This is a genomic window from Microcoleus sp. B5-D4, from assembly GCF_036705145.1.
Lineage (GTDB): Bacteria > Cyanobacteriota > Cyanobacteriia > Cyanobacteriales > Microcoleaceae > Microcoleus.
The window spans coordinates 1-19,982 of sequence record NZ_JAUBTV010000073.1; the positions used below are offsets into that span (position 1 = coordinate 1).

Here is a 19,982-nt window from a genome sequence, read left to right on the forward strand (position 1 = left end):
GTAACAATTATGCTGGGATTACGGGTGCAACTACTTGGAAATTCAACACTGCTGACACCACAGCGCCGACAGCCACCCTAGCTTCAACCGCTGTGGCACCCGTAAACGCACCCTTCAATGTCAGCGCTACTTTCAACGAAAGTGTCACCGGGTTTATTGACAGCGATATCAGCGTCACCAACGGTAAAGTTAGTGGATTTACCGGCACTGGCAGCAACTACAATTTCACTGTCACCCCAACCAACGGCACGGTAGTAACAGTCAACGTTCCCGCTGGCAGCGCCACTGATGCAGCCGGTAACAACAATATTGCTGCTACACCTTTAACCTACAACGTCAAGAATAGCTTTTCTGTTTGGAGCGAAATAGATACTTACCTAAAAAATAATGGTATTAATGTATCTGATCCAGTAAAGCAAGTCTTAGAAGGTGTGGTAAATACCATCAAGCCGTTGACAGTTGGGATTCAGAATGGTGAAATTACAGCTACTTACAATGCTACTGGGTCTCTAAATGACGTACTGAAAGCTCTGGGAATTCCTATCGCTAACGGGAGTGCAATATTAAGTGGCGATATCACAAATCCTAGCTTAAAAATTGATACTAAGCAGTCTTCTCCCACTTATAATTTGTCAGGAAAGATCAAGGATAAAGCTGTAACCTTTGGTTATCAAAGTGGTCAAGCGGTCACTGCTACCTATCAGGGAGATTTTTCTCTGGCGGACTTGCTCACCAGCATGGGAGTGAGTGGAACTCCCGGAACTTCCATCTTAACGGGGTCAATTGGCAATCCTACCCTGAAAATTGATACCAGCAAATCCCCTCTGGCTTATGCCTTATCGGGTAACATCAGTGGAAAAACCGTAACCTTTGGTTATCAAAGTGGTCAAGGGGTTACAGTCAGTTACCAGAGCGATGTTTCTCTGTCGGATCTGCTGAAGCAGGTTGGGTTTGACAGTCTTGGTATAGCGAGCGATATATTAAACACCTCGGTCAAGAACCCCAGCATAAAAATTGATACCAGCAAGCCCACTGCTGTTTATGAGCTCACTGGAGTGATTGACGGACAAAGCCTAAGTTTTAGTGTCTCTAAAAACACTATTAAAATTGGGTATCCCAAGGAGGCATCTTTAACGGATCTCGTCAAAAAAATTCCTTTTGATGGCATTAAAACCTTTGCAGATAAAATCACCCCACCTCTGAGCAGTCCCAGTTTTACTATTGACAAGTCTAGTGGTTCTACTAAATACATAGCTTCTGGGAAATTGGACTTTGGAGTTGATGATGGCCAAAATAATTTCTTTGATTTCATCAACAAAAAACTGGGCATTAAGGATGTTAGCCTTGATGCTGAATTCAATTCATCTGGAGGGAGTGTCAAAGCAGGTTTAGGGACTGATATCACACTATTCGAGAAAGGTGATTTCAGTGGAATCCTTAAAGGCTTGAACCTGAACGGGAGTCTACAAAAGGGGCAACCGAGTTTTGGGATTGGAGGGAATCTAATTCTTAAAGGGTACGATCCTTTCCAAAATAACGAACCTGACTTAACACTTTCGGGAAACATTAAGCTAGATCCCACCTCTCTCACAGGATCGTTTGCACTCGATGCAAGCAATAGCTGGAAAAATCCCTTTGGCATACCTGATGCAAAAATTAGTAGTCTAGGTTTCCAACTGGGTGGGACTTATGTAACACCCTGGGTTGATAATGTTGCATTCCGGGGAGATCTACAATTTGGTGATTTAGCTCTGAATACCGCTTTCTTAGTAGATGTCACCAATCCTGATAAATTTGCTTTGGAATTAACTGCTAAGCAACCAGTCAGCTTGGCTACCCTTTGGGCTGGTGGGCCAATTGGCTCTTATGCCCTTAAGCAATTGGGTAAGAAAAGCGAGTTTTTCCAAAAAGCCGAAACTTTTTTGAAGGATACTTTAAATGTAAAGATTGTATCTATCGATGGACCTGATGCAGATACAGAAATCGATCCACTCGTCAAGATGGTACCTTTCCCCACAACAATTGCTGGCAAGGAATTAACACAAGGTCTTGGTATCAACGGCCAGGTAACGGCTTGGGGAAAAGAAGCCAAGCTCAGTCTTAACGCCAATCCCTACGATACCACTAATCCAAGTTTAGAAGGAGTTTTACAGATTCCTGAAATTGACTTGATATTTTTGAAACTCACAGGAGCAGATGGTCCCAACGATAAGACTGTCGATTTAGCACTCAAAGTCAGTCCCACTGAGCAATATCTAAAAGGGGACGCTAAGCTTGTGCTTTTTAAGGCTGAAGTTGCTAAAGCAAACGTTGAATTTACCCCCACTAGCGCCAAAGTAAAAGATTTTAAGTTGAATTTCGGAACCCTACTAGGACTAGACATTAACGATTTTTCAGTTGATATCAATAACCAAACTGCGAGTGGTTCTGGTTCAGTGAGCTTACTGGGACGAGAGATTGCCGGAGCCAAAATCAATGCTGATCGTAATGGGCTGAAAGTTCAAGGAAATCTTGACTTATTCGGAGCCTTCTCAATCGAGAACGCAATAATTGATATTAAAAGTCCCACCGATATCAAAATCGGAGGGACAGCTAAAATCTTGGGTCAAAATTTAGGCAGTGCCGACATCAGCCTACAGAATGGCCAGCTAAAAGTTAAAGGTAAAATAGGCGTCAATATCCTCAATATTGGCAATATTGGTGCAAGTCTTACGATTACCTCGGATGGTACACCTAGTGGTTCCAAGATTCAGGTAGGTGCCGAAGTTTTAGGGAAAAACTTTGACTATACCATGTCACTAGCTCCGCTGAGAAATATGGAAGATTTGTTTGACCAGATTACGGGCGGTGCTCTCGGTGCAGTCACTGAGGCTGTAAATAAAGCCATTGATGGTGTCGTTAATGGATTTAATAGTGTGACATCAGGTGTACTCGATACCTTCAAGGATGTTGGCAAATTTTTTGAAAACTTAGGGGGATTTATTTATAGTTCAGTAGAGGATTATTACCTGGAGAAAACTAGCCAAAACGTAGCATTGGGTAACGGCAACGACTTTTACGACGCAAGAGGAGAGAATGATACTGTTGCAGGTGGACGTGGAAACGACCGTCTACTAGGTGGATGGGGTCGTGACAAACTCGAAGGTCAACAGGACAATGACCAATTAGAAGGCAACGGGGGCAGCGACACTTTATATGGCAACGAGGGAAATGACTGGCTAGAGGGTGGAAAGGATAGTGATTTTATATATGGTGGATCTGATAACGATCTCATATATGGTGGCGGCATCCTTGGTGACAATGGTAAAAATGATGCCCACGATTGGCTCTACGGTGAGGGGGGCAATGACAAGATTTCCGGTGGTGACGCAGACGACCTAATTTATGGAGGAGATGGCCACGACATTCTCTCTGGAGACAATGGTAATGATTTTATACAGGGTGATAACGGTAGCGACCGTCTTAATGGTGATGCGGGCAATGACACCCTTGATGGTGGTTTGGGTGATGACCGTCTCTATGGTGATGCGGGCAACGACGTTCTCAGCGGTGAAGCCGGCAATGACGAGATCCACGGCTATCAGGGTAATGACACCATTGATGGCGGAAATGGCAACGACGTTCTCTTTGGTCAGGGAGATAACGACTTCCTCCGAGGTGGAGATGGGGATGATGCTCTCTATGGCGAAGACAACGGAAAAACGGGAGGAAGCTACGACGGTAGCAACGACAAAGACACACTCGAAGGTTCATGGGGTAAGGATAGTCTCTTCGGCGGTTTGAGTGACGATTTGCTCCGTGGTGGAGCCGGCAATGACCTTCTCAGCGGTGAAGCCGGCAATGACAAACTCAATGGCGATGAGAATGACGATTTCCTCGACGGTGGTGACGGCAACGACTCTCTAAACGGCGGGAGGGATAATGATACGCTCTTTGGTCGAGGGGGCAATGACTTCCTTGAGGGCTTTGACGGCAATGACTACCTTTATGGGGGTGATGGCAACGATCAGATCTACAGTCACAACGGCGATGACATCCTTAAAGGAGAAGCAGGAGACGACGCGATCGGGGGTGGGTCTAATAACGATCTCCTCGATGGTGGGGATGGTAACGACTCCCTCTACGGTGAGGGAGATAACGATACTCTCTCTGGTGGAAATGGCAGTAACTTCCTTGATGGAGGTGACAAAACTGATACTGCCGACTACAGATTTTCTACTGGTGCTGTTCGAGGCAGTTTAACGGATGGCAACGCCAATTTTTCTAGCAACAAAGATACGTTAAGTTCGATTGAGAATATTATTGGTTCGGCTCATAACGATCAATTCAATGGCGACAGTCAGAATAATACCCTCTCTGGTCAAGCTGGCAATGATAGTCTCTGGGGTGAGATTGGCAACGATCTTCTCAGGGGTGATGAAGGTAATGACGAACTTCACGGATGGGAGGGCAATGACACCCTGGAAGGCGGAACTGGCAACGATACTCTCTACGGTCAGCAGGGCGATGACTCTATCCAAGGTGGAGATGGCAATGATAGTATTGATGGTGGGGCTGGTAACGATATTATTGATGGTGGGGCTGGTAACGATATTATTGATGGTGGGGCTGGTAACGATACCATTGACGGAGGGGCTGGTAACAACGATATCTTGCTCTTGACCGGTAAAAAAGAGGACTATAAGTTTACCCAGACAGCTACAGGATGGCAAATTGTTGCTCCTAATGGCGATGTGAAAATCGTGACCGGAGTTGAGAGTTTTAATCGCGAGGCTCCTCAACCTAAAGAAACACCCACGATTTTAAGTCCAAAGGTAGTCGAAAATGTAGTGACAGCAGTCAAAAAAACATGGAGCTTCTTCCAAAAGATTCGCATCATCGACGGTTACATTTCTGGCGGTAAGGTGTTCTTCGATGCCAACTTAAACGGGGTTTTGGATGAGGGTGAACCCTTTACGATTACCACGGCGGATGGTGGCTTCGATCTGACCCTGAATACCGAAAAGTTTGATACCAACCAAAATGGTGAACTCGACTATACCGAAGGTCAGTTTGTTCTCATGGGCGGTATGGACATCCTCGGCGGTGTGGATGCTGCAACTGGTTTGCCGATGGCTACGCCACTCACTTCTACCCTGGCTTCAACGGTTGTGACACCTTTAACGACGGCGATCGCCTCTATGGTGCAGCAAGGCACTGACCCAGCAACAGCGGAAACTCAGGTGAAATCAGCGTTAGGATTGCCCGCAGGAGTTGACTTGGGTAGCTATGACCCCTTAGAGGCGATCGCCAAGGGCGATGCGAATGGTGTATCGGTATTCGGCTCGATGATTCTGGTGCAAAATACGATCGTCCAGACGGCGAAATTCATCAAGGGGGTTTCCGAAAAAGAAGTTGCACAATTGGCATTTAGTGGTATCGGGGCGATCGCAAATCAATTGAAGGGTGGCGCTGCTGTTGATTTGGGTAAAACAGAAACAATATTGGGTATTCTCCAAGCAGCCATTACCAAAGCAGCAGAGTCTGACCCCAAAATCAACCCGACACAACTGGCTGCTAGTGCGGCTGCTGCGGCTCAAATCATGGCTTTGGGCAATCAAATGGTCAAGGATCTCGTCGCTAGCGGTCGCCCCATCACAGATATTGCCCTTGAGATCACGAAATTGCAGGCGGTGTCTGTGGGTCAAATTGCTGTCGGTTTATCCGATTTGGCTGCGGGAACTGTGACGGTTGAAGAGTTCCTTGCTAACAACACCAAAGAGGCGATTCTGGCTCGGATCGAGAAGGTGAAGGTAAATGACCCTACTGTTCGCCCCGTTGTCGAGACGATCGATGCCACAGAGGCGATCGATCCAGAGGAACCTACATCTGAGGACACCGGCAGCGCCCCCGACACCGAAACCGGCACCGACACACCAACATCGATCGCTCCGACCCCACCGATCGCTCCGACCCCATCAGTAACAGCCTCCGAAACACCGACAACATCGGAAACAGCCTCAGAAACACCAACACCATCGGAAACAGCAACTCCCACGCCAACAACTAATAACCTCTCAGACGATGAGTGCATCTGCGACACAATTACCTATCCCAACTTAAACCGACCCAACTCAGTTGAAAACACCATACTCGGCGCATCCGGCCTTCAGATAGGCACTGCCCAAAACGATGAATTACTAGGTAGCGATGCTGCCAACATATTCGAGGGCAAATCCGGGGATGACAACCTATACGGTGGTGCCGATAATGACATTATTAATGGCAACCAAGGCAATGACTTCATCGCCGGAGGCAAAGATGAAGATACTCTCTACGGAGATGAAGGAAGCGACATCATCCTTGGCGAGTCGGGCAACGATTTAATCTTCGGAGGCAAAGGCAATGACTTCTTACATGGCCGCGAAGGTATTGACATCATTTATGGGAACAAAGATGATGACTTCATCGATGGTGGTAAGGATAATGACACCTTATATGGAGGCAAAGGTAACGACATCCTGCTTGGCAGTCAAGGTGATGACAATCTGTTTGGACAGTTAGGTTCAGATACCATCTGCGGCGGTGAAGGTAATGACTTAATCAACGGTGATGAAGGAGCAGATATCCTGGGAGGGTGTGCCGGAAATGATACTCTTTTCGGAGGCGCAGACAACGATACTCTCACAGGTGGCAAAGGCAACGATCTCCTTGACGGAGGCATGGGGAATGATAGTTTGATTGGCGGTAGCGGCAACGATATCTTTGCCTTAAAAGCAGGTCAAGGATTTGATATTATCGCTGATTTTACTCTTGGTCAAGATTTGATTGGGTTAAGCGGTGGCTTGAGTTTTGGTCAGTTAGAAATAACTCAAAATACTCAGGGAACTCTTATTAAGAATCTCTTGACAGGGGAGCAGTTAGGTGTGATGGTTGGAGTGAGTGCCAATGCGATTACCTCTGCTAATTTCATGCTGGTTTAGGAAAGGAAAGAAAAGTGCGATCGGTAAAATAAGGGCGATCGCACTTAACCCAAATCAACATTTATCTGCGTTCATCGGCGTCAATCCGCCGCCATCTGCGGTTAAAATTTCATACCTACTATTACGGCAATTTCACTTCAGTCTCCTGACTGATAACTACTGGCGGCGACAGAGTAGGCTCAGGTTCTGCCACATTTAACTGACCGCCACAACAACGCAACTCGTAAAGTTTTGCATTAATTTGATACTCATATTGACTCAATAGCCTTGCATAAATATAGCCAGCTTTTCCATCCAAAAAGCCGAGCTGAATAAAATAAAATAAAATAAATCTGAGCATTGGTTTAAAAGGCAGCCACACCCAAACTTTTTTGAGAAAGCGTTTCCGCTGCACTGCATCTCCAAATAAGTGAGCACCAATAGTGCCGCTGTCGTCGCGCCCTTCAATAATATTGTAATAAACGCGAGCTTCCCAATTAGAATAGCGGTTGTGCCGTTCTATCCAGTGAAATAAATCGCGGTAATCCTCGTGGATCATGTCATTTTTTAAGTAGCCGACTTGACCGGCTAAAATTACGTGTTCGTGAACTTCGTTGTCGCCAGTATTGGGGACGGATTCAGTGCCGAGGTTTTCGTAACGTCCTTTTTGATGCTTGAACAAACGCAAATTCCAGTCGGGATATCGGCCGCCGTAACGCAGCCACTGGCCTAAAAAGAAGACTTTGCGGTTGAGGTAGTAGCCGTCAAAATTGGGGTCTTCGATCGCCTGCGCGATTTCGTCCCAAAGTTCCGGCGGAATGCGCTCGTCGCAATCGACAATTAATACCCATTCGTTGCGAAAGGGCAGATTGTCCAATGACCAATTTTTCTTTTTCGGCCAGCGGTTGTCGAAGTAGAATTGCACTACTTTTGCGCCCGTGCTGATGGCAATTTCTACCGTGCGATCGCTGCTTTGGGAATCAACCATGAAAACTTCATCCGCCCTGGCAATGCTGGCCAGACACGCAGGTAGATTAAGTTCTTCGTCTTTTGCCGGAATGAGAACTGAAACCGGAATCTTGGATGAACTAGATGTCATAATCGAGTGCTTGAACCTAAATGCGGTCGAGTTTTGGTGGATGAAATGCGATCGGCACAGCAGGGCCGACGACTTGAGCAGCGAGGGATATTGCCTATAGCCTAATGCCTGCTGGTCGATTTCGGTGCAAAAATCAGGCCGCGGATGGCTGCGCTCAAATAACCGATTTGACCCCAGGCAAAAACGAAATTTTCAAAGCGCAGCCCTGGATCTCTAATATATTTAAAAGACTTCCAGACACCCCTCAAGATTCTTTCACCCCCCCGCCCAAGCTGAGCAATACCGGCTCGATCGGACAATTGTTCGCGATAACACTCGCTGATGCCTTGCCACCACCCGCGCTCTAGAAACCAAGCTTTGTTGAGCCTTTCTGTCGCGACATGGTGAAGCACCAGGGCCTCCGGTAGATAAACTACTTGCCAGCCTAACTCTAAAGCTAATTCTGTGGCTCGCAACTCTTCATTTGACAGCAACTTTTTGCCGACTCTACCGAGTTTGACATCGAAGCCGCCAATTTGTTCGAGAAAAGCGCGCCGGATTGAGTAGTTTACTCCCCTGGGAGTCAAACCGGCAGCAGTCACGTACAGGCAAGTATCGCCTAAATCGTATGATCCCAAGTTCTGGGCTAATCCCGGTGACAGCCATTCGGGCGGGCTGACTCCAGAAGGCCAGAGCAAATTTACTTTGCCACCAGCTACGGCGAGTTGTTGATTGCTTTGATAAGCCGCGTGCAGCACCCTAAGCCAATTCGGCTCAGCAATAGCGTCGTCGTCGAGATAAGCTAATATTTCACTGCGAGCTTGCTTAGCGCCTGTGTTCCGGGCTACTGACAGACCGATTTCGGGTTCCCAGACGTACTTGAGGCGCCGATCGCCCTGTCTTGCTTCTACCACCTCGCGGGTGCGCGAAGTCGAACTTTCGGGGCTTGCATAATCGCTAGAAGCGTTATCCACTACTACTACTTCAAAGTTGTCGGGAAAATCCTGTACCAGCAAGCTGTCGATCGCCCCACCTAAATAGGCGGCGCGATTGTGGGTGCAAATAATCGCTGATATCTGAGGACGATCTGGCATAAATAACAGCTTGGGAAATACGGGGGTTCTCGATCGACTTACTCTGATATTGTCTCATCAATGCTATTATCGCTTAAAAAGCATTTGGTAGTTGGCCGTTTAAATCATAATTGGTAATTGCTAATTGGGAATTGGCAATTGGGAATTATGTTTAATCCTTTGTATGTGACCCCGCCCAAAGAAGGGAGACAAGCCCGCGACATTAGTCGCGAGCAGCCCAAAAATTTTAACCAAACTTCAATCTCCCAAAATCATTTGTTGTGGAGTAAATCTAAAATCTAAAATCTAAAATCTAAAATCGACTGACTAATGAGTAACTCAGAACCCACCACATCGAGACAATTAATCTTAGTAACTGGGCCGGCCCGAAGCGGCAAAAGTGAATGGGCCGAAACTCTGGCGGCGGGTTCTGGGAAACAAGTAATCTATGTGGCTACCGGTCTGGTTGATGAAACGGATTTGGAGTGGGTTCGTCGCCTCGATCGGCACCGAAATCGCCGTCCAGTTGATTGGGCAACTCTAGAAGTGCCGATCGAATTATCGGCCGTTTTGCGAGCAAGCAAGCCGTCAGATTGCTTGTTGATTGATTCCCTGGGAACTTGGACGGCAAATCTTTTGGAAGAAGAAGCTGCTGTTTGGGCGACTACGCAGCAAGATTTGCTAGCCGGTTTGAAGTCGGCGGCGGCTGATGTAATTTTGGTAGGGGAAGAAACCGGATGGGGCGTTGTGCCTGCTTATCCGGCGGGGCGGCTGTTTCGCGATCGCCTCGGCACTCTCGTGCGCCACATCGGGGCGATCGCCGATACTGTTTATCTCGCCACCGGAGGTTACGCCTTGAATCTCACCGCTTTGGGTACGCCACTGCCGCCTGTAGCGAAAAATTAACAGCCAGAGTCGCGATCGACAAGAGAGAAAAAATATCGGTTTCCCGAACGACAATTTTAACTAAAAATCAGCTATGATTTTAACTAAGATTGAAAAATCAAGAGTCATATAAATTAGTAAAAAAACCTAATCCCTAGGGGGGAAGCCCAACAATTAGACATGAGGAATAGCCGAATTTTGAAATTATGTAAAAGATAAAATGTCTCTTAAGAAAGAGTGGTGATTTCAAATTCAAAGTCTAAAATAATCAATTAGTTGAAGGGTTGACTAAAAGTTATGGCATCAGATAGTGAAGTAAGAAAATATATTGCTTACTGGTTTCAGTTAGGCAAAAAAGTATTAATTCGCAACGGTTCCGAAGCGCTGGAGCCCAAATCGGTAAATGCGGGCGATCGCTACAGCCAGGAATTTGAAGACTGCTGGCAAAAAATCATCTCCCGCGACAGCGGAGACTGTTACCTCGAAGGCACAAACGAAACAATTGCCCAACTGCTGACGCCAGCTTGGGAAATCAGTCCCTGCGCGCGCTGCGCTATGCCCGTAGTGTTCAAACAAACCGGAATGCCCCCGGAGTTCTGTCCCTGTAACGACTTACCGAACTGGCCCGATACCGAAATGCCCCAACCTCGATCGCCCGTCAGCAGCCAATCGCAACTATCAGGCATTCGCGATCGACTCCAAAGATCCAGCGGCGAGTAAGTATATAAGAAGGAAGAAGGGTCTTCTTCCTTAAATTGTTACAATATATTTACAATGCTTCACACTAGGTCTGATTTATGAATGTCAAGACAGTATCGCCAGCCTCCCCGCCAACTTATGTAAATTCAGGGACTCAGGCTGTACTAAGCAATCTCCAAGATGCAAATACAATTCCCCTGCAAGCAGTACCAGTATCACTAGAGACGGAGCACGTAACGGACGATCGGCTCAAATCAGCCAGAGACATAGCTTTCGAGTTAGCCGGAGATGCTGTTCGGTACGATCCAGTGGCGATCGCAGCCCAGTACCGAAATCGACCTCTACAAGTCTGGGGAAGGCTGTCGAGCGTTGTTTGGACATTTTTTAGCTTTGCCTTCAGTGTGTGGTTCGACGGCAAAACAGGTCGTACCGCCACCAACGAAAAGCGCCGCGCCGTCCGACTGCGAGAAATTCTGGGTCAACTCGGCCCAGCTTTCATCAAAATCGGACAAGCACTCTCAACACGCCCCGACTTAGTACCGCCAGTATATTTAGAAGAACTAACAACGCTGCAAGACCAATTGCCAGCATTTCCCAACGAAGTAGCATATCAATTCATCCAAGAAGAATTGGGCGCCCACCCCAAAGACATCTACGCAGAAATCAGCCCCGATCCGATCGCAGCAGCATCTCTCGGACAAGTCTACAAAGGCAAACTCAAAACCGGAGAAACAGTCGCAATCAAAGTCCAGCGACCGGGTTTAGCCGAAAACATCGGCTTAGATATTTACATCCTGCGGCGCGTTGCAGTTTGGGCGCAAAACACCTTCAAAATAATTCGCAGTGACCTCGCAGCAATTATGGACGAGTTGGGCGAGCGCATTTACGAAGAAATGGACTACACCCACGAAGGTCAAAATGCCGAACGGTTTGCCCAACTATACGGCCACATCAAAGACATTTATGTTCCCAGCATCTACTGGGAATATACCCGCCGCCGCGTCTTAACAATGGAGTGGATCACCGGCATCAAACTTACGAATTTAGAGGCCGTTAAAGCTCAAGGAATCGACGCTCCTTACTTAATTGAAGTGGGGGTGCAGTGCTCTCTCAGACAACTTCTAGAACACGGTTTCTTTCACGCCGATCCGCATCCCGGCAATCTTTTGGCAACTCCTGACGGTCAATTAGCTTATCTCGATTTCGGGATGATGAGCGAAGTTAAACCTTATCAGCGATACGGCTTGTTGGAAGCTGTGGTGCATTTGGTGAACCGCGACTTTGAAGGTTTAGCAAAAGATTATGTCAAGTTGGAATTTTTAACGCCAGATACCGATTTGACGCCAATTATTCCGGCTTTGGCGGGCGTATTTAACAATGCTTTGGGTGCTAGCGTTGCCGAACTCAATTTCAAAAGCATTACTGACGAGCTTTCGGCGGTGATGTACGAATATCCTTTCCGGGTTCCAGCTTACTACGCTTTGATTATTCGATCGCTCGTCACCTTAGAAGGGATTGCCATTAATGTCGATCCAGAATTCAAAGTGCTCAGCAAAGCTTATCCTTACGTTGCAAAACGGCTGTTGAGCGACCCCGCACCGGAATTGAGAGCATCCCTGCAAGATTTGCTGTTCAAACAAGGCGAATTCCGCTGGAACCGCTTAGAAAACTTGCTCAACAATGCCCGCGAGAGTGACGACTACGATGTCAGCAAAATCTTGAACCAAGCATTAGAGTATTTATTTTCCGAAAGAGGAGATTTCATTCGCGATCGTATTGTCCTCGAATTAGTCAAGAGTCTCGACACACTTTCCAGCAACGCCTTTGCTAACGCCAAAGCAGTCGTCGGCGAATGGTTTGGAGTTAAGGCAAATCAACCTGTGGTTTCACCAACTGAACAAAAAAACTTAGAACACATCAAGCGGATTTGGGATATTTTGCAATCAACTCCCGGTTTTGACTCGATGAAAGTATTGCAGCTACTTCCGCAGTTGTTGGTGAAACCGGAAGTGCAGAATATGGGGCAGAAAGTAGTCGGCGGTTTAGCTCAAAGAGCAGTTGCTAGGGTTATTCGCGAGTTTTTGCTTTCGCAGGAACCGGATGCGATTCCCGTGAATGGAAGCTATCCTAAAACTTCGCCTCAGTTGTCTTTACCTGCGGCGAAGTAGTTATCTCATGTCAGGCGAATTGACCATAATTCCTGTAGGGGCGGGTTCACCAATATCTACAATAGAAACGAGAAATTCTGTAAACCCGCCCCGGCTTTTGAGCGTGGTCGATCGACCATGATATTAAATTGGGAGATTGGGATTTTTTGACCGCAGATATTAGCAGATAAACACAGATGAACGCAGATGAAATGTCGTCTGCGTTCTTTTAATTAAGCTTGAATCCTTTAGCGGCTAATTGCTGGCGGAGACTTTGAATCATTACGCGATCGAGAGTATTTTCACCACTATTGGTACTAGATTGGCGCTGTTGTTCAATATATGCTGTACGCTTCTGAGATAAGTCGCGGATGGTCTTTTTAATCGCTTCTCTTTCGGTTTTCTTTCCAGCAACATATGCTCTCTTTTCTGTTAGCGTCATCCCTCGCATGATTTCTGGTAAACTATCATCTGATATTGCCTCTAGTTTAACTGTGCCGTTTTCGAGAGCATCCAGCAAGTCCCAAGAAGCATTATCATAGTATTCAGAAGCTTTGGAGGCACTACGCGAAGCAAAACTTGTGCCAGAATTACTATCTTCAACAGCCTGACGTTGTTGTCCGATTCTTCCTTCTCTACCGTAGGGAATGTAGGTTTGATTAAGTTTAGTATTCCAAGTAGAAATTTCGTCGTCGTAAGGAGACTTAATTACCACAATTTGTTGGTTTTGATTAATGTTGAAGCTACTGCCTTTTGCTAACTCTGCTCCTGATGCCCAAAGTCTTCGCTCCTGACTTTCGGCTGAACCACAGTAGATTGTATTAACGAGAGTATCTCCTTTAACCGCGAGATTGACCGATTGATTCCAAACTATTGGGCCTTGATCGAATGGTTCATTACCCGCAATAAAAATCACGCGAAAATCTTCCTGATTTTTACTCCAGTTTAATTCTTGCATTGCTGAACGAATTACCCAGCCAGCATATTCTTGACCGCCGTTGGTTTTGATACTAAATAACTTTTCTGAAACTAAATCTAATTCAGGAGTAAATCCAGTTAATAATCTGACAAAACCTTCGGATGAAGGTAAAGTGTCGTTACCATAATGGTAGAGAGCAACTTCTAACTCTGGTACTTCGCCATCTTTGGTTACTTTAGTTAAAGAGTTAACAATTTGCCAAATTTGAGTGCGCGTCTGGTCAATCAGTCCATCCATGCTATTACTAGAATCTAAAAGGATGGCTATCTGAATTTTTGCTTTGGCGAAAGCTGCTGTGGGAGAACATAAGATACTTAGGGTTAAAGCTGTAGTGAATAAAATTCGAGTTAGTTTCTGCATGAAATTTTCTGATTTGTTAATAGTCAGGACTGACGCACTCAATGGCTGTGTGGCAAGGGTTTGAGCTTCTTCGCAACCCAGAGCGAATGACAGCATTACGTTTTCCCAATTATAGTCATTCCAAAATAGATTTAATGACTGATGTCAAGTAACTTGTAACAAGATTTTACATTGGTGATTAATTCAGTCAGTCATGGACGCAAAAAAGCCGATTTATCCCAAAAATCGTGGATTGATTCGAGATATATTGACGTATAAACCTGGTTTTTGACTCGGTATGCTTCCAGAACTGACTTAAAGAAAAATATCCACAAACAAAAACCAGGTTTATTCCATAAACCTGGTTTTTATGTATTCGATAGATGTCCACTTATCTAGGATTAATCAGAGCTAGGAATGACAATCCTCTCCTTATAGCTTCGCTCGCGCGTACTTCGTCATTTCCCTTCTATTTACTTATCGGGGTGAGCTCGGTAGTTTTATGCAAAACTCTCCAGTTTTTTTGGTCGAGTTTGGCAAAGACTGCGTGGAAGTACGGAACCACGGGTGTTTTGGGGATTTAAGGGCGATTTTACGCACTGGTGGTCAGAAACCGGGTTTTTCGCAGAAGACTTCGTTACAAACCTGCATAAATCGCAAAAACCCGGTTTATGCAGGTTTTGATGCGTCTTAACAAAAATTCACATCTAATTGAACGGCCCAATCCACTGCACAGCAAGACTTTCAACCATCGGCTCAAAAAACTTTCAGAATTTCGCATAAATTCCTCCAACTCACCCTGATAAGTAAATGTAGGAATAAAGTTGCGGCCGCACTTAACTATGACTGATAAATCCAACCCCTCCGAGGGGGAAGACCACTTATCCGACGAATCCGATGCTGTTGGGTGCTCAGTAAAATCGGAAAAGTTCGATCGAGATCCCGCACACCAGCAAATCGTCGAACTCGTCACCAAAGCTTGCCAGCATCCCCCCGGCAGTATCCAGCGAGGTCGTTTCTTGCATCGACTGATTCTAGAGATTCTCAAATCGGGCAAACTCTGGAAAGAAAACACACCTTACTATGAAGAGGCACTGAACAAGACATGGATCTATCTGTCTCGGAATTTATGTGAAGCTACCACAGCAAAACGACCTTACGATCCCGAAGAAAGCCTGATTACGACTTGGTTAAATCCATATCTCAAAAAGCGGCTGTTAGATTATCGCCTTGCCCAACAAAAAGAACAGCAAAAACAAAAACCCCGTCAAATAGTTTCCTTAGAAGGAGAACAAGACGAAGAAAATGTCAATTCAATTGAAAAATTACCAGCAGAAGCGGATTCAATTTTCTATGTTGAAGAAGTTATAGAATGGATAGAAACCGATCCCAATAACGAGTTGAAAAGCAGACACGTTAGAGGCAAACCCCAGATAAATTGCCAAGTTTTATTGCAGCGCCAATGTTTGTACGGTCAAAGTTTTCAAGAACTCGCCAAAGAGTTTGACTGCGCGCATTCTACTTTATATCAATTGTTCAACAATGACTGTCGTCATCTGCTGCAAAAATTTTGCGAAGACCAAGGATATCAAACTTTAAATATACCAGGAGTGTACCAGAACAATGAACCATAACAACCTTTGGGAAATCGAATCTTTGCCGATGCCAATTACTCAGAAGGCACTGCAAGTTGCTCATCAGTTTGCCACCCAACAGCGCCACCCGCAAAGGCACGAGCAAGTTTATCTCAATACTTTGGCAGTGCTGGCAGTTCGCGATTATCTAAAAATCATCGATATTGAGACTGACTTGACTGAATGCGATAGCTGGAATCCCGTAATTCGCCTGTTTGCAGATGCGGGAGATTTGTATGTTAAAGGATTGGGAAAAATCGAATGCCGTCCAATTAACAATCGGCATCAAAATCCAGAAAAAGGCAACCAGAATTCATCGGCCCATCCGCCTGAGATTTGCCCGGTGCCGGTGGAAGCAAGGACAGAACGCCTTGGCTATATTGCTGTAGAAATTGATGAGGAGGAAAAGGAAGCGAGATTGCTTGGTTTTTCTCCAACTGCGGATGCGGGGGAATTAGTATTGAGCGAATTGCATTCCCTGGATGATTTCTTAGGACATCTAGAACATTTGTTGGAATCTAAAATTAACCTCAGTCAGTGGTTGATGAATGTATTTACGGCTGATTGGCTGCCTTTTGAAGCGGTATTTAACCAGCAGACACAAACTTCTCAGGTGGAGATTCAAAATCCGGTTGAATCTAAGTTAGGCAATTGGTGGCAAAATTTTGTAGACATATGTTTGCAGCAATTGGATCGAGGTAAACAAAATTTAAAAAACTTGATTTCCCCTGACGAAACCCCCAGTTTTGCATTACGAGGAGGTGGAAATCCGAGAGAAGAATCTGCGTTACAGGGCAGTCAAAGTAGCATCAATAGGTTTCCCGAAGCCGATGTCACGCGGGCTAAGTTGATTGACTTGGGCATGCGGCTGGGAAGGACAACGGTGGCTTTGTTGGTGGCGATTGCTGAAGAGAGCGATCGCACTGTCAGAGTTCACGTTCAACTGCATCCGGCGATCGGAGAACGTTACCTGCCCCAGAATATTAAACTTTCCTTAATCTCCGACATCGGTAAAAATCTAACCGAGTCACAATCAAGGATTCAGGAGAGGTACATTTTGCTGAAGGATATTGAGGTTGATCGAGACGAGAGTTTTAGTATTCGAGTAGCTTTAGATGATTTCAGCGTCACAGAAAATTTTGTGGTATGATATCTCGATTAACTCTATTCGCGTCTAATTTATGAGCTTAAGATTTATCTTGGGTTTAGGGATTGGGGATTTACACAAGGGTTTTCCCGACATCACAGGGGAGTTTCAAGAAAACCAAACAACAGTTCATAAATTTAAAGGAAGTTTGCCACCAGCCCCGGAAGTTGATGATCTGCAAAAAAGATGGCAACTTATTTGTCGTGCGGGAAAATCTAGCAACATCCTTTCTAGAATTAAAGTTAAGGCTACAGGGACAACCAATATTTGTGAAGATAATCCTCAATTGATCTATCAATATTTGAATGAATCTATGAGGCTGTGGCTGAGTAGTGAGGAGTTTTATGCGGGAATTGAGCATAATTTTAGAAATGTAGTTGATGCGTTTGGTGGTCGAGATCGGTGCTTTGAAGTATTTCTCGAAATCAAAGATTCGGAAAATTGGCATCTGCCTTGGGATGCGTGGAAATTTCGCGAAGATTACAAAAACTGTGAAATAATTAAAAGTCCGTCCCAGTATAGAAAAGCTCTCAAAAAGGCAACTACAGGCGGAATGCCTCTGCCTTCGCGAGGTAGAATTTTATGTGTCTCCGGTAATAGTGACGGACTAGATCTGAAACAAGATGAGAAAAGTCTTCAAAGGTCTTTGGGCGATCGCTGCGAGTTAGAATTTATTCAACAACCAACCCCTCAACAGTTGCGCGATCATCTTTCACAGGATGAAAAAAACTGGCAAATTTTATATTACGGCGGACATAGCGATAGCAATTCTGCCAATGGATGGCTCCAGATCAATCAAGCAGATTGCGATAATACTGTCACAATAGACTATTTAAAAGAGGGGTTGGAAAAATCAATTTTTCAAGGATTGGAGTTGCTAATTTTAAACTCTTGTTCTAGCCTCCAATTGGCAGCAGATTTAGTGGCGGGAGGCTTGCCTTTACCGTCAATGATTGTGATGCGTGCGCCGATACCAGATAAAATTGCTCACGATTTTGTTAAGTCTTTATTCGGATATTTAAGCAAAGAATATCCTTTGTTTTTAGCAGTAAGAAAAGCTAAGGATTATTTACAGAAGTGGGAATCTGAGTTTCCCGGTGCGAGTGCGATACCAGTGCTCTGTCAGCAGCCAACTTTTGAGGGGTTGACTTTACTGCAATTAAAGCACGCGCGGCGCAGCTATCCCGTAGGGAATCGCCTGCTTGTGTCTGTGGCCGATGTTTTGGGTGATACTGGGGGCGATCGCCCAAACAACGAGATCTCTATTTTTATTTCTAATTTGATGCAGCGCCTGGGAATCGGTTTAGCTACTACCGCTAGCAGTTATATGTTAATGGGCCCGATACTTGCCCCAGTTGCTAATCAAATTGGCATGGAAAACCACCGTCAAAATAAACCTTTAATTGCGAAAAAATTCTACAAATTAGCAAGTTTAATTAACCTTAATTATGCACAGCCTTACTATAATTTAGCTATGTTATGCGACGAATTGAATGACGATCGCGGTGCGTTAGAAGCAATGCAAAATGCTGTATTGCGAGGACTTCCTGATGCTTCTGCTCAAATATCTAAATTATTCATTCGCAAGGATAAACATCAAGCAGCTTTAAAGGCGATAAACCTTTGTTTAGAACACGCTAAATACGACGGTGTAAAAGCTGCTTGTATCAAAAATCGTGGCTGGATACGGTTCAAAGAACAGCAATATGACGATGCAGAGATAGATTTTAAAACAGCAATTGGATTGACAGACAATAGCCCTGAAGCTCACTGTTTTTTAGCACGGGTTATGGAAACTAAAGGTAAGCCCCATGAAGCGTTAGAACACTGGGAAAAAACGATTAAATATTCTAAATCTAGCGTACCAGAACAAGAGCAATGTATCCAAAGTGCTAAACAACATTTACGAATAAAAGGAAATATCAAGTGAAAATCAGGATTGCAGTTTTTATAGCTTTAAGCTCGATCGCAACTACTGTACTAGCAGCGAGTAACAGAATATCCAACGGACTGATTATCCATAGTAGCGGGGAAGTTGCGATCGAGCGCCAAAACGGGCTAATTGTCCGCCCTACCAGCGGTACGCCGATTTATCCGGGAGACAAATTGCGAACCGCACAAAACGCACAACTGACGATCCAATGTGCAGATTGGGGAATTAAGTCGATCGCAGGGAGTGAAAATCAATTGAATAGCTGTTTGTTAGCCAAAGAAGAGTCTAAATCTGATTGTAGCGCCGACTTGGTTAAATGTCCCGATCGCGGCGACGATAAAATTGCTTGGAATAGCGCGCCAATTCCTTATATAATCAGTCCGCGGCGGACGAAATTGCTCGACAGCAAGCCAATTTTGCGGTGGAATCCGGTTGCTGGTGCGACTAGCTATAAGTTGAGCCTCCGGGAAAATGGAGCGAAATTAAACTGGGAAATGACTGTTAGCGGTACTGAGGCTGTCTATCCGGGGGAACCGGCGCTGAAACCGGGTGTTAGGTACCGATTGATTGTCGAGGCGAATACGGGCGCTTCTTCTGAAAGTGCCGTGGGAGAAGGAGATACAGAGTTTAGCTTGCTGGATGAGAAGCAGGTTGAGGCTGTTAAGGATGCGGTTGGGGCGATCGACAAACAAGTACCTAACGAAAACGCCAAAAAATTAGCAATTTCTAGCGTTTATCTTAACACAAACTTGATTGCCGAAGCAAGAGAAATTTTAGAAAATTTACAAGAAACAGGCGTGGAAACACCGCCCATTTATCGCACGTTGGGCGATTTGTATCTAGAAAAGCTACAACTGGTTCCCCAGGCTAAAGTCTACTATTCCAAGGTGATTAATACCGCGAAACCTGACGATATTGAGGAGTTGACAGCCGCTAGATACGGATTGGGGCAAGTTCATTCAGCGATGAGAAATAATCTGGAAGCTATGAAATATTTGCGAATGGCAAAAGATGGATATACAACCTTGGGAGATTTGCCAATGGTGGAAAAGATTGATAAACAATTGCGGGATTTGCAAAGGAGGGAAGACAGGAAATAGTGAATTTTTGATGAATGTACGATCGCA

General features: G+C 45.3%; 13 protein-coding genes. 10 read left to right on the forward strand and 3 right to left on the reverse strand.

The window, feature by feature from the left end:
- Window positions 1–17: 17 nt before the first annotated feature.
- The gene (locus QUB10_RS25870) at window positions 18–6,962 is read left to right on the forward strand and encodes an Ig-like domain-containing protein (RefSeq protein ID WP_333206077.1); all 6,945 of its coding nucleotides are present in this window, start codon (window positions 18–20) and stop codon (window positions 6,960–6,962) included.
- 121 nt (window positions 6,963–7,083) lie between these two features.
- Here QUB10_RS25870 and QUB10_RS25875 read toward each other — a convergent pair whose 3' ends face one another.
- Window positions 7,084–8,019 (reverse strand): glycosyltransferase family 2 protein, encoded by a 936-nt coding sequence (locus QUB10_RS25875; protein ID WP_333148165.1) that lies wholly within the window; start codon window positions 8,017–8,019, stop codon window positions 7,084–7,086.
- Here QUB10_RS25875 and QUB10_RS25880 point away from each other — a divergent pair.
- The gene (locus tag QUB10_RS25880; protein ID WP_223300923.1) at window positions 7,928–8,140 is read left to right on the forward strand and encodes a hypothetical protein; all 213 of its coding nucleotides are present in this window, start codon (window positions 7,928–7,930) and stop codon (window positions 8,138–8,140) included. The two genes, QUB10_RS25875 and QUB10_RS25880, sit on opposite strands and share 92 nt — an antisense overlap.
- Window position 8,141: 1 nt before the next feature.
- Here the strand turns inward: QUB10_RS25880 and QUB10_RS25885 are convergent, their stop codons facing one another.
- Window positions 8,142–9,113, reverse strand: a complete 972-nt coding sequence (locus QUB10_RS25885) for a glycosyltransferase family 2 protein (RefSeq protein ID WP_333206060.1) — start codon at window positions 9,111–9,113, stop codon at window positions 8,142–8,144.
- Window positions 9,114–9,422: 309 nt separating this feature from the next.
- Here QUB10_RS25885 and cobU point away from each other — a divergent pair, with 309 nt between their 5' ends.
- The 3 genes from cobU to QUB10_RS25900 all read left to right on the forward strand — a co-directional run bounded on the left by cobU (window position 9,423) and on the right by QUB10_RS25900 (window position 12,844).
- The gene (gene cobU / locus QUB10_RS25890; protein WP_333206061.1) at window positions 9,423–9,998 is read left to right on the forward strand and encodes a bifunctional adenosylcobinamide kinase/adenosylcobinamide-phosphate guanylyltransferase; all 576 of its coding nucleotides are present in this window, start codon (window positions 9,423–9,425) and stop codon (window positions 9,996–9,998) included.
- Between the two features lie 276 nt (window positions 9,999–10,274).
- Window positions 10,275–10,697, forward strand: a complete 423-nt coding sequence (locus tag QUB10_RS25895; RefSeq protein WP_333055383.1) for a hypothetical protein — start codon at window positions 10,275–10,277, stop codon at window positions 10,695–10,697.
- A gap of 77 nt (window positions 10,698–10,774) precedes the next feature.
- Window positions 10,775–12,844 carry an AarF/ABC1/UbiB kinase family protein gene (locus tag QUB10_RS25900; RefSeq protein WP_333206062.1) on the forward strand — a complete coding sequence of 690 codons (2,070 nt, stop codon included), beginning with the start codon at window positions 10,775–10,777 and terminating at the stop codon, window positions 12,842–12,844.
- 208 nt (window positions 12,845–13,052) lie between these two features.
- Here the strand turns inward: QUB10_RS25900 and QUB10_RS25905 are convergent, their stop codons facing one another.
- On the reverse strand, window positions 13,053–14,258 hold the full coding sequence (locus tag QUB10_RS25905) for a hypothetical protein (RefSeq protein WP_333206063.1): 1,206 nt from the start codon (window positions 14,256–14,258) through the stop codon (window positions 13,053–13,055).
- Between the two features lie 385 nt (window positions 14,259–14,643).
- Between QUB10_RS25905 and QUB10_RS25910 the strand changes: the two genes are divergently transcribed.
- The 5 genes from QUB10_RS25910 to QUB10_RS25930 all read left to right on the forward strand — a co-directional run bounded on the left by QUB10_RS25910 (window position 14,644) and on the right by QUB10_RS25930 (window position 19,955).
- The gene (locus tag QUB10_RS25910) at window positions 14,644–14,835 is read left to right on the forward strand and encodes a hypothetical protein (RefSeq protein ID WP_333206064.1); all 192 of its coding nucleotides are present in this window, start codon (window positions 14,644–14,646) and stop codon (window positions 14,833–14,835) included.
- Window positions 14,836–14,983: 148 nt separating this feature from the next.
- Entirely contained in the window at window positions 14,984–15,775 is a 792-nt protein-coding gene (locus QUB10_RS25915) for a sigma-70 family RNA polymerase sigma factor (protein WP_333206065.1), read from the forward strand.
- Window positions 15,765–16,925: a DUF1822 family protein gene (locus tag QUB10_RS25920; RefSeq protein ID WP_333206066.1), complete on the forward strand. Its 1,161-nt coding sequence runs from the start codon at window positions 15,765–15,767 to the stop codon at window positions 16,923–16,925. The genes QUB10_RS25915 and QUB10_RS25920 overlap by 11 nt, the downstream gene beginning before the upstream one ends.
- 31 nt (window positions 16,926–16,956) lie before the next feature.
- Window positions 16,957–18,852: a CHAT domain-containing protein gene (locus QUB10_RS25925; protein ID WP_333206067.1), complete on the forward strand. Its 1,896-nt coding sequence runs from the start codon at window positions 16,957–16,959 to the stop codon at window positions 18,850–18,852.
- Entirely contained in the window at window positions 18,849–19,955 is a 1,107-nt protein-coding gene (locus tag QUB10_RS25930) for a hypothetical protein (protein ID WP_333206068.1), read from the forward strand. Before QUB10_RS25925 ends, QUB10_RS25930 begins: the two co-directional genes overlap by 4 nt.
- Window positions 19,956–19,982: the final 27 nt, after the last annotated feature.